At 58.1% G+C, this 13,481-nt stretch carries 11 protein-coding genes and 1 riboswitch; of the genes, 4 read left to right on the plus strand and 7 right to left on the minus strand.

What is annotated here, in order from left to right:
- Window positions 1–37: 37 nt before the first annotated feature.
- On the minus strand, window positions 38–1,414 hold the full coding sequence (locus GQR90_RS03795) for an AmpG family muropeptide MFS transporter (protein WP_233266420.1): 1,377 nt from the start codon (window positions 1,412–1,414) through the stop codon (window positions 38–40).
- An 80-nt stretch (window positions 1,415–1,494) separates the two neighbouring features.
- On the opposite strand from GQR90_RS03795, the gene rfaH reads away from it, so the two are divergent.
- Together rfaH and GQR90_RS03805 are read left to right on the plus strand one after the other, a co-directional pair.
- Window positions 1,495–2,022 (plus strand): transcription/translation regulatory transformer protein RfaH, encoded by a 528-nt coding sequence (rfaH, locus tag GQR90_RS03800; RefSeq protein WP_158772948.1) that lies wholly within the window; start codon window positions 1,495–1,497, stop codon window positions 2,020–2,022.
- Between the two features lie 51 nt (window positions 2,023–2,073).
- Window positions 2,074–2,580, plus strand: a complete 507-nt coding sequence (locus GQR90_RS03805; protein ID WP_158772949.1) for an FKBP-type peptidyl-prolyl cis-trans isomerase — start codon at window positions 2,074–2,076, stop codon at window positions 2,578–2,580.
- 565 nt (window positions 2,581–3,145) lie between these two features.
- Here GQR90_RS03805 and GQR90_RS03810 read toward each other — a convergent pair.
- A complete protein-coding gene (locus tag GQR90_RS03810) occupies window positions 3,146–3,550 on the minus strand; it encodes a ComEA family DNA-binding protein (RefSeq protein ID WP_158772950.1) in 405 nt (134 codons plus the stop codon).
- A 298-nt stretch (window positions 3,551–3,848) separates the two neighbouring features.
- Between GQR90_RS03810 and pyrF the strand changes: the two genes are divergently transcribed.
- Window positions 3,849–4,556: an orotidine-5'-phosphate decarboxylase gene (gene pyrF, locus GQR90_RS03815; protein ID WP_158772951.1), complete on the plus strand. Its 708-nt coding sequence runs from the start codon at window positions 3,849–3,851 to the stop codon at window positions 4,554–4,556.
- A 195-nt stretch (window positions 4,557–4,751) separates the two neighbouring features.
- Here the strand turns inward: pyrF and GQR90_RS03820 are convergent, their stop codons facing one another.
- A complete protein-coding gene (locus tag GQR90_RS03820; RefSeq protein ID WP_158772952.1) occupies window positions 4,752–5,582 on the minus strand; it encodes an SIMPL domain-containing protein in 831 nt (276 codons plus the stop codon).
- A 182-nt stretch (window positions 5,583–5,764) separates the two neighbouring features.
- Here GQR90_RS03820 and GQR90_RS03825 point away from each other — a divergent pair, with 182 nt between their 5' ends.
- Window positions 5,765–6,718 (plus strand): ABC transporter substrate-binding protein, encoded by a 954-nt coding sequence (locus GQR90_RS03825; RefSeq protein ID WP_158772953.1) that lies wholly within the window; start codon window positions 5,765–5,767, stop codon window positions 6,716–6,718.
- Here the strand turns inward: GQR90_RS03825 and cobO are convergent, their stop codons facing one another.
- The 4 genes from cobO to GQR90_RS03845 form a co-directional block, all read right to left on the minus strand.
- Window positions 6,719–7,318, minus strand: coding sequence for a cob(I)yrinic acid a,c-diamide adenosyltransferase (gene cobO, locus GQR90_RS03830; protein ID WP_158772954.1), 600 nt, complete (start codon window positions 7,316–7,318; stop codon window positions 6,719–6,721). It abuts the gene before it with no gap.
- Window positions 7,319–7,450: 132 nt separating this feature from the next.
- On the minus strand, window positions 7,451–9,328 hold the full coding sequence (locus tag GQR90_RS03835; RefSeq protein ID WP_158772955.1) for a TonB-dependent receptor domain-containing protein: 1,878 nt from the start codon (window positions 9,326–9,328) through the stop codon (window positions 7,451–7,453).
- A gap of 134 nt (window positions 9,329–9,462) precedes the next feature.
- Window positions 9,463–9,717: riboswitch (cobalamin riboswitch) on the minus strand.
- 166 nt (window positions 9,718–9,883) lie between these two features.
- Window positions 9,884–11,131 carry a NupC/NupG family nucleoside CNT transporter gene (locus GQR90_RS03840; RefSeq protein WP_158772956.1) on the minus strand — a complete coding sequence of 416 codons (1,248 nt, stop codon included), beginning with the start codon at window positions 11,129–11,131 and terminating at the stop codon, window positions 9,884–9,886.
- 227 nt (window positions 11,132–11,358) lie between these two features.
- The gene (locus GQR90_RS03845; protein ID WP_158772957.1) at window positions 11,359–13,293 is read right to left on the minus strand and encodes a cation:proton antiporter; all 1,935 of its coding nucleotides are present in this window, start codon (window positions 13,291–13,293) and stop codon (window positions 11,359–11,361) included.
- Window positions 13,294–13,481 lie beyond the last annotated feature (188 nt).

Genomic DNA, 13,481 nt, shown 5'->3' on the forward strand with positions numbered 1-13,481 from the left:
CCACGCTCGCCATACCCCCAGTGACTCATTGACTAAGTCACTCTGCCGAGACGGTAGATGCCTTATGTGGCGTCGCCAGCATTGCCCCCCAGTGACGGAAGCGTAGCAGCAGCAGTAGGCCCGGGATGGCGGCAAGGGTACAGATCCAGAAGAAACTGTCCCAGCCAGCTGCCTCGGCAAGGTAGCCGGAAGGCGCAGCGATCACCACTCTTGGCAAGCCCATGATTGAGGACAGCATGGCGTACTGACCCGCGGTAAAGCGCTTGTCGGTCAGGGCGCCCATGAAGGCGATGAAGGCGGCACTGCCCATGCCAGCTGCCAGATTCTCGAACGCTACTACACCTGCAAGCCAGGGGAGGGAGTCTCCGACATGGTGAAGCCACACGAAGCCTGCGGTCGAGATCATCTGCAATAGCCCGAACCACCATAGCGCCCGGTAGATACCGATGCGCATGATCATCAGACCGCCAAAGAAGGTGCCTGCCAGTAATGGCCATAGGCCGAACAACTTTACGGTGGTACCGATCTGGGCATTGGTGAAGCCGATATCCTTGTAGAAAGGCGTGGTCAGGTTGCCCGCAACGGAGTCGCCAAGCTTGTAGAGCAAGATGAACAGTAACAGCCAGATGGCACCATCGCGCTTCATGAAGTGGCGGATGGGGTCCCACAGGATTTCATGCAAGTGGTGGGCGCGCGGTGCTGCATGGGCCTTGGGCTCAGGGGCGAGCAGAGTGACCAGCATGCAGGCACCGAGCGCGCCAGCCATGATCAGGTAGGTGATGCGGAAGCCGATCAGGTCCGCCAGCACCAGGCCGCCCGCCGAGGCTAGCAGCATGCCGATTCGGTAGCCGTAGACATAGAAGCTGGAGCCTAGACCTAGTTCATGATCCGGCAGGTGCTCACGACGGTAGGCGTCGATCACGATATCCTGGGTGGCACTGAAGAAGCTGACCGCTAGTGCGATGGCACCCATGGTCAGTGGTGCCATGTGCGGATCTTGCAGCGCGAGCAGCGCAATCAGCGCTGTCAGCGCTAGCTGAGCGATCATCAGCCAGCCACGCCGTCGCCCAAGGATAGGCGGCATGATGCGGTCCAGCAGCGGAGCCCACAGGAATTTGAGTGTATAGGGGAGTCCGACCAGCGCTAGCAGGCCAACCGCATCCAGTGCCACGCCGGCATCGGTCATCCAAGCCTGGAGTACGCTACCAGTCAGCAGTAGCGGCAGGCCAGAAGCGAAGCCCATCAGGAACGTGATACCATGACGACCAACGAGTAAGCGTAAATCCTTTGAAGTCAAAGCCTTGCCTGTCCTTGCCGAGAGTGTGACCGCACATGCCACCCGCGATGTTTCGATGAAGTGATCGCGTGTGCCTTCAGTTGCCGGATTGTCGCACTGCCTGTCTGCAAGAGCCATGTATTGTCCTGCATGACAGCAGATGAGCAAGCTGGTACCGAGGATGTATTCACGGGGCAGGCAGGTAACAAGAGGTCATCATGAGTGAAGCCCAGGATGCTGCCAAGGCGCGCTGGTACCTTATCCAGTGCAAGGGCGGGGAATCCTTTCGCGCTGCCGAAAACCTGAAAAATCAGGGCTTTCATGTTTTCCATCCTCTGCTTGAGGTGGAGAAGAAACGCGGTAGCAAGCTGCGTTGGGTTGAGGAACCACTCTTCCCTTACTACCTGTTCATTCGCCTGGATCAGGTCGACGACAACTGGCGTCCGATTCGTTCGACACGCGGTGTACTCAAGCTCGTCAGCTTTGGGACGACACCAACGGCAGTCCCCACGGCGCTGGTTGATGCGCTCATGGCCAGTGGCGAGTGTCGCAAGGACCAGCCGGCGGAAAACGTGTATTTTCGTGCGGGCGAGCAAGTCGAGATCATTGATGGACCGCTGACATCACTGAGCGGTGTCTTTGAGGTCAGCAAGGGTGACGAGCGTGTCATCGTGCTGCTCAATTTGCTCAATCAGCAACAGCGAATCGAGTTGTCGAGTCGCCAGCTGCGTCGCACTGAGCGCTGAAGCTGTCCCAAATCTTGTTATTCTGAACCCGAAGACGTGAGTGGAGTCCCCATGCCGATTTCTCCGCAGCAGGTAGTCAGCCTGCATTACATCCTGCGCACTGCTGATGGTGCCACGCTAGACAGCTCTCTCGACCGTGAGCCGATGGATTACCTGCATGGTCATGACAATATTCTCGCGGCGCTGGAAAGCGCGCTGGAAGGGTGTGATGTTGGTGATAAGCGCATTGTCTCTCTCACGGCCGCTGAGGGTTTCGGTGAGCGTGATGAAGCGCTCGTTCAGTATTTCGGGCGCGATGCCTTCGGCCCTGGCGAGATTGGCGTCGGCATGCGTTTTCAAGCGCGTACGCCCGAGGGGCAGCGTTCTGTAACGGTACTCGAGATAGGAGAGCGGCAGGTCAAGGTTGATGCCAACCATCCATTGGCGGGGCAGGCGCTGGATTGGGATGTCGAGATACTCGATATTCGAGATGCCACGCGTGCTGAGTTGTCAGCAGGACACCCGCTGGGCCTCGATGTCAGTCATACCGAGATCGAAGACAAGAAAGTTCGCCGTTGAGGGGCTGCTACTTCAGATATGTTGTGGTTGCCGGCCTGGTACCTGATATGCAGGGGTAAAATGGCGTGTCACGCCACTGGATGACGACACAAAAAGAAGGCGCTCTCGACAATTGTCGGTGCGCCTTCTTTTGTAATATCGGCATATCGTCTATCTCGGCATAGCATCAATATCAGCAAAAATTGATATGGATCATGATGATGTGCGTGGTCGAGGCGCTGCATGACATGGCTTGATGCAGGTCATCTTTCTTGTTCAGAAGTCGCGATATCCTGTTGTCATCAGGAACGGCGTCAAGGAGTAGAAAGGTGTCAATCGCAGGCAGAGATTGGCATTGCAGGATACCTCTTGGGGAAGAGGCAGGCCAAGGATGGCCTATCTGCCAGAGTCTGACATGCAGGTGTCAGTCTTATCGTCAGGGGAGGGGGAAACCCCGCTGGCCGGCCTTCGGGTCGGCTTTTTTTGTGCTACGGCCTCAGGTTGAGACGGAAGCTCCCTGGCAAGAAGCCACAGCGTTAACTGTGGCCCTCATATTTTGACGCTTCCATTGGTATCGATGCCGCTATCAGCTCTCGTTGGCCACTACCTTGGTGAGAGATTCAGGAGGCGCCGTTTTCTGGCCTTGTGTCTTGCTCGTGACCTTGGGTGGTGTGACAGCAGCAGTTGATGCCTTGGCAGATGGTGCTTTGGTTGATGAAGTCTTGGTCGCATTGCCCAGCGTCAGAGTGGTATCCATCCGCTGCAGCGTATTGGTGCTGATACCTTTGACATCCGCGAGTTGCTCGACCGAAGTGAAAGGCCCATTGGCTTCCCTCCAGGCCACGATAGCCGCGGCCTTCTTGTCGCCTATCCCCTTGAGCTGGGTAAGCTGCTCAAGATTTGCCGTATTGATGTTCAGCTCTGCCGCCTGGCTGAGTGAAGAGAACGCCATCAGGCCTGCTACGACAAGTGTTCCTAGAACAGTTTTCATGATCGTATCCTTTGGTCATGATGTGGTGGCCTTGGAGGTAGAATGCCGGGGCTGACCACCTGTCGCCCAGTGCGAGAATTACTGTGGTCCAGTGGTTATATTTTTGGTTATTTAGAATTAAACGATTGCTCACGCTTTCACGCTTTTCTGTCATCAACGTAGAAAAGCGCTAGTGAGGATAGCGAGCTGATTCGTTTCATCTTTCTGTAGGCATACAGACGAAGGGGCGGACGCTATAATGCTGCCCCTAGCCCATGACCCTCTGTCATTGCGCCTTGTCTCAACGCTCGGAGCCTGGATGCCTGTCACGAATTCCCCCCTGATCATCGCCCTTGATTACCCTGACCTCGCTTCGGCGATGGCCATGGCAGACCAACTCGATCCGGCGCGTTGTCGCGTCAAGGTCGGCAAGGAACTGTTCACACGTGTCGGACCAGATATCCTCACGGCGCTGCACCAGCGTGGCTTTGAGATCTTTCTCGATCTCAAGTTTCATGACATTCCCAATACGACCGCTCAAGCCGTGCTGGCGGCGGCTGAGCATGGTGTGTGGATGACCAATGTGCATGCGTCGGGCGGTGCGCGAATGATGGAAGCCGCCGCCAAGGCATTGACTGCACGGAATCTGAAGACGCAGCTGATCGCCGTGACAGTTCTGACCAGCATGGAGCAGCAGGACTTGGCAGACATCGGATTGGACGTGACGCCCCTCGAACAGGTTGAGCGTCTGGCGATGCTGGCTCAACAAAGCGGGATGCACGGTGTCGTGTGCTCGGCACGCGAAACATCGAGTCTCAAGACGCTTTGCGGTTCCGACTTCCTCAAGGTAACGCCAGGGATGCGTCCGAGCTTTGCTCAGGCGGGTGATCAGCGTCGTACCATGACACCGAGCGAAGCGATGGCGGCTGGCAGCACGCACCTGGTGATCGGGCGTCCTGTCACTCAGGCCGACGCGCCGATGATGGCGCTGTCTGCTATTGAGAAAGAGTTGCGTGGTTTGATGTGAGCATTGAGTTGCTGGAATTGCACTACTGGCATTGAGTTGCCGAGCCACTCGGAATAGTACAGATCAAAGTGGTATGGGCTTGAAATGAAAACGCCAGCCGCGTCATTAGCGGCTGGCGTTTTGTGTGGCAGGTATTGCGCGAAGATGATCAGGTGCAAGTCGCAAGTCGCAAGTGCATGTACTCGCCGAACAAGCTTAGTCAGTGGACTTCAGTGCCCAGCTGACCTGTACGTTGCTTTCCAGGCTCAGCTCGCCGGGACGATATTCGCTGCCACTGCTTTTGGCTTCTGCCATGTCAGTACGCATGGCCATCATCTGCGGGCGCGGATTGTTGGAAGATTCGTTGATTGACTGGACTGCGCCTAGCGTAGCTCCCAGCGTTTCAGCCATCAGTTCGGCTTTATGACGTGCGTTCAGGAGCGCTTCCTTGAGTACCTTGTCTTCCAGTGCATCACGATCACTGAGCTGGTACTGCACGCCAGCGAGCTGATTCACACCCGCCCCCAATAGTAGATCAATCACTTCTGGAACCTGATTGAGATCCCCCAGTGAAATACTGATCGGGCGTTCGAGGTGAGTGCGCTGCCACTGCTGTGGATCCTGGTCGTTATCGTTACGCTGATAATACAGCTCAGGACGCAGGTTCAGGCTGCCGGCACTGATCTGCCTGCTATCGATACCTGCCTTCTCAAGTGCCTTGATCAAGGTTGCCATCCGTGTCTCTAGTGTTTCGCGCGCCTGGCGGGCGGCTTCACCTTGTACCTTGCTGTCTGGCGCCTTGTCATCCACTTTGCGAGCAGGCGTCTTTTCCCACAGACGTGCTTCGATACTGGCCTTGTCAGGTGCCGCTTCAACACTGGCACTGGCACTGACATTTACCAGTGCAGGCGATGGAGTCTGATCGGCCTGAGCCGTCCCCAGCGCACTGAGGGCTGTCAATGTCATGCCCAGGCTTAGCACCAGTGCTTTGCGGCTGGTATGCGCAGAGCGAACGACGGAAGGCTTGATGGGGAAGATAGTCAACATGGAAGCTCCTTGGGTGCACGAGGCAGAGATCGGGAGAGGGCTGGTATGACAGGGCGTGACATCAAGTAGGAAGCGATGGGATGCGCTGAGTATCACATGAAGCCATGTTCACGGAGAGGTGACCCTCAAGGCAATGATGAGCAGACAGTTATTGTAGATACAAGCCATGGAGGAAGTACTCATTGAACAAGCCCCATATGGAAACCGGAGTCTCCCCATGCTCGCCTGTCGCGAGTTTCAGACGTCTAGTACTGGGTATGGCCTGCCTGTTGATCAGCCTTGGTGCTGCTCTTCCAGTGCTGGCCGCATCGGCGGTGACGGCTATCGATGACAGCGGTAAGCGCATCACGCTGCCATACGCTGCACAGCGAGTGGTCACGTTAGCACCGCACGCCGTTGAGCTGGTGGCTGCTGCGGGCGGGTTGTCTTCATTGGTCGGCGTCAGTCAGGGCAGTGACTATCCGCTTTCGATCGCTCAGCTCCCCCGTGTGGCCAGTTATCAAGGGCCTGATCTGGAAGCGGTGCTGGCGGCGAAGCCCTCGTTGATCGTGGCGTGGGGCAGTGGCTTGTCGGCAGAGATGCGGGCACGGCTGTCGGCGCTTGGCCTTGTTGTCTTCATCAGCGAGCCAAGGACCCTAGCGGATGTGCTGTCCAATATCACGCGTCTAGGACAACTGATGGGGACCCAGGCAGAGGCGGACAAGCGAGTGGCTGCACTCGCGACACGTATCGATCAACTCGAGGGACACTCGCGTGCAGCAGGAGGCGAGCCACTGCCGGTCTTCTTCATGCTCGGTGACAGCCCAATGACGACATTGGCGGGCGGGCATCTGGTCAATGAGTTGATTCGTCGTTGCGGCGGCGAGCCGCTGCTGGCAGATGCACCGACACTGGTGCCGCAAATTCGTCGTGAGGCATTGTGGTTGGCGCAGCCACACTTGATTTTGCATCCTGTTGTCGCTGGCGCGCCACGTCAGCGTTGGGAGGAAGAGTGGCGGGCACGGAGTGGTTCGCTGGCCTCGGTCGCCTTGGCGGGGCTTGATCCTGATCTGATCAGTCGTCCGGGACCGCGCAGCATTGAGGCGATGGCAGAGGTCTGCGCTGCCATCGCGAAGGTGCGTGCTGACTCACGTTGATCAGAAGTCGATCCCACGGCGGGCCTTGAGGCCGTGATTGAAGCCGTGACGAATCTCGGTCATCTCGGTGACGGTATCGGCGCAGGCGACGAGCTCGCGGTTGGCATTGCGCCCGGTGATGATGACGGTCTGCTCCTCGGGGCGATTTTCCAGCGCGGTCATCACCTCTTCGAGCGATAGATAGCCGAACTTGACCATATACGTCAGCTCATCCAATACCACCAGATAGACGTTCTCGTCGGCCATCATGCGCTTGGCTTCCTGCCAGACCGCCTGGCAGGCGGCAGTATCAGCGTCCCGATTCTGGGTGTCCCAGGTGAAGCCGGTGGTCATGGCGTGGACTTCGAGGTTGGCATCCTCGGCAAGGCGCTCACGCTCTCCGCATTCCCACAGCCCCTTGATGAACTGGATGACGCCAACCTTGTAGCCATAGCCCAATGCACGAGTGATGGTGCCCCAGGCTGCCGTCGTCTTGCCCTTGCCGTTGCCGGTGAAGACCAATAACTGACCACGCTCTTCATTGGCCTGTGCCACCTTGTCATCGACGTGTGTCTTGAGCTTTTCCATTGCCGTTTTATGGCGAGTGTTCCGGTCAGTCATGCTGCTTTCCTCGTCTGGACGATCAGTGCGTCTTCATCGCGTGTCGATGGTTCGTGATTCAAGGCACTGCGCCGACCCATGGGTCGGCGCAGTGCCTGATGTCAGAGAAAGACCCTCAGAAGAAGACCCTCATCAGAAGAAGAACGTGACGCCACCTTCCACGTAACGACCTTCCACATCGTAGCCATTGGCCAATTCATAGTCGCGGTCAAACAGGTTATCCAGTTTGGCGCTCAGCTGCACGCTCGGCATCACCTGCCAGCTGGAGCGTAGACCGACGAGGGCATAGCCCCCCAGGCGGGTACCATCGCTGTCGTAACGCTCACTGGAGCCACGCAGTGTGGTACCGAAGTTCCAGTCATTGACGGCGTAATCGACATCCAGGCGCGCGAAGCGCTTGGCGCGGCGCACCAGCTGACTGCCGTCCGACTTGTCGATCGGGTCCTGCCAGGTGGCGGAGGCCTTGACGTTGAGTGCATCACCCTGCCAGCCACTGGAAAGTTCCAGGCCACGGATACGAGCTTCATCGACGTTGTAAAGGCTAGCGTTGGGGTATTCACCTTCAGAAACTATCAGGTCATCGATGTCAGTCTGGAAGACATTTATACCGACATTCCAGCGCTGCTTGTCGAGACGCCAGAACAGCTCGGTGGTCGCTGAGGTCTCGGCATCCAGATCCGGGTTACTGTAGCCGGGATAGTAAAGGTCAATCAGGTTCGGTGCCTTGAAGGCAGTGGCATAGCTGACACCGATCTGCTGGTCATCCGTCAGCGAGAAGCCATAACTGGCGCTGCCGGTGGTTTCATCGCCAAAGCGATTGTCATCGTCACGACGGATGGCGGCAGACAGCTGATGGCGATCGACTCTGGCCTGCCACTGGGCGTAATAGCCCAGGACATAGCGGCTATCTTCGACATACCCGTCGACATCCAGAGATTCTTCGCGGTAATCGGCGCCTAGACTGACAGTACCCATATCAGTGAAGAAGTCATGGCGCAGGCCTGCTTCATTGCGATTACTAGCGAAGTGGTAGTCGTAATCATAAATATCGTAAGTGGCGCGGGTATGAGCGGCAGTGATGGTCATGTCCCAATCAGGATCGAGGTGCGTCAGCAGGCTGCCGTTGAGGACGGTCTGCTGGCCGCTGCCGGTGCAATCCTCGTCTATATCTCCGCAGCCATCGTAGTCGAAGTCGGTCTCGGTATTGCTGACGCCGACCTCCAGTGTGGCGCGTTTGCCGAAGTCATGCCCCAACTGCAGTTCTGCACCGGTGGCCTCGTAGCCATCATCTTCATTGTTGTCAGACTGCGCCGAATAGCCATCCGATTCATCATGATGGATGTTGGCGGAGATTCGCGTGTCGTCCTCGATGGAAGAGAACTGGGCATTCTGCTTGAAGGTGCCGTTGCTGCCGGCGCGCAGCGAGATCTCGGCGTGCTGGCCATCTTCGCTGCCGCGTCGGGTGATCAGGTTAATCACGCCACCGATGGCATCGGAGCCATAGACGCTGGCGCGTGGGCCACGCACGATCTCGACGCGCTCGATACCGCTCAAGGGCAGCAGTTGCAGATAGGTGGTGCCATCCCCGGCGATGCGCTGACCGTTGACCAGGATCAGACTGTGGCCTGACTTGGTGCCGCGCATGAAGATGCTGGTGGTGCCACCCAGAGGCCCATTGCGTACGATCTCGATGCCGTTGCGCGACTGCAGCAGATCGACCAGCGAGCTTGCCTGCAGGCGGTTGATCTCGTCACGCGTGATGACTTCAGTGCTGGCCAGGACATCATTTTGCAGTTGGGGAATGCGATTGGCGGTGACCTGAACGGTTTCCAATGTATCGGAAGACGTTTCAGCCGCCAGGGCAGCAGGTGCCAGCAGCATGAGGCCACTCAGCGCTGCGCCACTCAGTGTGAGAGATGCCATGCGCGGGCGTCGCAGGATAAGAGACGGGATTACGACGGATTCACCGGACTGCGCGGGCGCGCGACCGTTAGTGTTATAGGTATTCATGAATGATCCTCAAGCGTCGGACGCAATGAGGAGGACAGGCGTGACAGGGTGCGTGAACACACATCGCCCAGACGCATCCTGGCTTGCAAGACACGCTTTCGGGCGATTTGCCACTGGTGAGGCCCTCCGCATCAACCAGTGTGGAAGCGAGGGCCGGTCTCCGGACTGACGCCTGGCGGACTCCATGGAAAGAAGTCTCACCCCCTCATGCGCCTTCCCACCTCCTTCCCTTGGGAGATTCCTGAATGAACAGGCTATCTCGGAGGCAGTGGCTGGTCTTGTCGATCGTTGTCGATCGTTGACGACCGGCATGAGCGTTGCGATCACCGTTGCGGGGGCAGTACGGGGTTCTCACCCGTTTCCCGAACACCCTGGCTTCAACGCGGGTATTGTCTGGGGCAGGGCAAGGGGAGTCAATCAGCAATCCGCCGCTGCGCCGGAATGCTCAGGGCATCTCGTCATCCAGATACGCCAACGCCCGCACGGGGCGGGCGTTGGCGATGCAGAGGCCTGACGTTCATTGCCTACGACTGTTCTACCTTGCAGTGATCCACCTTACAACGACAGGAACAGACCAGCGAGGCTTGCCGACATCAGGTTGGAGAGGGTGCCGGCAAGAATTGCCTTCATGCCCATCTGTGCGATATCGCTGCGACGGTTGGGCGCCATTAGTCCCAGTCCGCCCATCAGGATGGCTACGGAGGACAGGTTGGCGAAGCCACATAGCGCAAAGATGATGATCGCTTCAGAGTGCTCTGAGAGCCTTATCTGATGGCTGGCGAGGTCAGCAAAGGCCACGAATTCATTCAGCACGAGTTTTTGACCGATGAAGCTACCTGCCTGAATCGCCTCATGCCACGGCACGCCGATCACCCATGCGACAGGTGCAAAGGCGTAACCCAGCAACAGCTGAAGCGTGATGTCGTCATAGCCGAACAGGCCGCTGACCCAGCCCAGGATGATATTGCCCAGCGCGATGAGCGCAATGAAGGCCAGCAGCATGCCGCCGACATTGATGGCCAATTGCACACCAGAAGCTGCACCAGAAGCCGCAGCATCAATCACGTTGGTGGGGCGGTCCGTGTCCCTGGCGAGCGCTTCTTCGACGTTCTGCGTCTTGGTTTCCGTTTCCGGAATCAGCATCTTGGCCATCAACAGGCCGCCCGGCGCCGCCATGAAGGAAGCCGCCAGCAGGTACTTGAGATCAATGCCCAGTGAGGCGTAGCCCACCAGCACGGAACCCGCGACGGAAGCCAGACCCCCTGTCATCACGGCAAACAGCTCTGAGCGCGTCATGCCCGCAATGAACGGGCGTACCACAAGCGGCGCCTCTGTCTGACCGACAAAGATATTGGCCGCAGCAGAGAGTGATTCAGGACGACTGGTGCCCAGAAGCTTCGAGAGGCCGCCACCCAGCACGTTGATGACGACGGTCATGATGCGCAGATGGTAGAGCACGGCGATCAAGGAAGAGAAGAACACGATGACCGGCAGCACCCGCAGTGCAAAGACGAAGCCATGGTAATCGCCGAAGGCCTTGGTCATCAGTTCGTCACTGACCAAGGCGCCAAACAGGAAGTCCATGCCCACATTGGCACTGGACATCACGGCCTGAACCCCCTTGCTGAGGGCGAGCAGCATGTCTTTGCCAGCAGGGATGTACAGGACGAAGATCCCCAGCGCCGCCTGGATGGCGAATGCCCCCAATACGGTACGCAGGCTGATGGAACGACGGTTTTCGGAGAGAAGGAAGGCTATCCCCAGCAGGGCAAAGACGCCCACCAGGCCCATGACGATCTGCATCAAGCAGCTCCTGAATGCGTAGGTATTACGTTTGAGGACAAGGCAATAGCACTGGCTACCGGACAAGGTGGCCAAAACTGGCGCGTACTTTACCAGTATTTCGCTCAGCTGTCGGAGTCTGTCAGTAACGTTTAGTGCATTTATTGTGGCCGACAATCCATGACTCCACGCCAGTCGGCACAAGGCCCGCAATATGCGGGCCTTGTGCCATTGGGTGATACGTTGTCTCAGGGATTGGTGTCAGGAAGGCGACTGGCAGGTAGTGGCGTAGAGGTGTCGGTATCAGCGGCAAGTGCAGCACGAGTATCCGTCCTCTGAGATCTGTCCTGCTCGGCTTTGTCAGCTTTGGATTGAGCGGGCTTGGTCAGCTCCGGCGAGTCAGGATAGATCAGGCTGATCAGCGTTTCGCCCGGCTTTGGCGTCAGGGGCAGAGCCGAGGTGGCAATACGGATGCGGCCCTGACTATTGATGCAGAACAACGTCAGCAGACGGTTTTCATGGATGGCGCAGTAATCCTCGAGATTGAAATTCTCGGTGATACTCGTGCGCCGTAACTGGCCACCTTGCGACTGCAGGCTGGCCAGCTTGGCGTAGGTGACCTGGCCATCGAACAGCAGCGGTAGATGTCCCAGTGCTTGATCCTGCTGACGCTTGGCATTCTTGCCGTTATCTTCAGCCAGCCGGAATACCCGCCCATGGCCGAGGATATGCTCGAAATGCAGTGCGGCAAGACTATTCATCTCACGGTAGGGCGACAGCGGTATGAGGTGGCCAATCCCCGTCAGCTCCAGATGTTGGGAGGCATGTTCAGACAGTGGATTACCGTAGTAGACCGGTAGGCCTGCCATGCGTGCTTCTTGTACGGCGTCCCAGTTGGTGTCGGTCAGGCGTACCGAGAAGCCGGCTTCTACCAGCTCACGCGCCACCATGCGCGCCACCGAGTTGGCACCAAGAATCAAGAAGCCGGAGGGTGGCGGCTCGCCCACACCCAGCATCTTGACGATCGGACGTGATAACAGGCTCTGGATCACTACAGTACCGATGATGACGAGGAAGGTCATCGGGACCAGCATTTCCGCACCTTCGATCCCTTTGGACTCAAGCTTGAGCGCGAACAGTGACGCCACGGCGGCCGCGACGATGCCACGTGGCGACAGCCAGGCCAGCAGTGCCTTCTCGCGAAGCGTCAGGCCGCTGCCCATGGTGCATATCCATACCGTCAGCGGGCGAGCGATCCACATCAGGACACCGAGGAATATCCAGGCAGGCCACGAGAGCAGCGACAGCTGGTCTACCGTCAGGCGCCCAGCCAGTAGCAGGAATAGCCCAGAGATCAGCAGTACTGTCAGCGTTTCCTTGAACTCGATGATCTGCTGGGTCGGCACGCCCCGCATGTTGGCCAGCCACACACCCATCACCGTGACTGTCAGCAGTCCTGACTCATGGAATAGCGCGTTGGAAATGGCGAACAGGCCTAGCATTACCATCAGGGTGCCGAAGTTGTGCAGTTTCTGCGGCAGCCAGAAATGTCGCAATACCAACCCCCAGCACCAGCCACCCAGCGCGCCCATCCCCAAGCCGAGGCCTACCGTCTGAGCAAACAGCAGCAAGGTATGGGAGGCAGCATTGCCGGTCATGCCCAGTGCCACGTACTCATAGACGAGTACTGCCAGCAGGGCGCCGACCGGATCGATCATGATGCCTTCCCAGCGCAGAATCTGGGTCAGGTTGCCGCGCGCGCGTAGCGTCTGTAGAAGTGGCATCACCACGGTGGGACCGGTGACCACCAGCAGAGCCCCGAGCACCGCTGCCATCTCCCAGCGCATCTCGAGCAGATAGTGCGCGGCGACCGTGCCGATGACGCCGGTGATCACAACACCAGTGGTGACCAGGCGCCTGACGATATGGCCATGGCCGCGAAGGTCCTTGAAGTCGAGTGTCAGGCTGCCCTCAAACAGGATGACGGCCACCGCAAGCGATACCAGCGGGAAGAGCAGGTCGCCCAGTAACTCGTCTGGCTTCAGCCAACCAGTGACCGGGCCGGCCAGAATGCCGACAATCAGCAGGGGCAGGATTGCCGGTAGACGCATGCGCCATGCCAGCCACTGACAGCCGAGGGCCATCAGGCCGATCATGGTCAGCGCCAGAGCGGGGTCTGTCATCGAGAGTCTTCCTTGGAATCAGCGAAAATGAGTGGTGCCACTGCTGCGATCACCCCTCATGAAATCATCGTATCCTGGTCTTGCTGACCAGTGGTTAATCGCGCATGCACTCATGCCTTCCAAGTGAATGCCTCGCTAACCAATGAATATGTTGTGTGCCTTGCCCAGCCATCATGGACGGGAATGGG

The organism is Cobetia sp. L2A1 (assembly GCF_009796845.1).
Taxonomy (GTDB): Bacteria; Pseudomonadota; Gammaproteobacteria; order Pseudomonadales; family Halomonadaceae; genus Cobetia.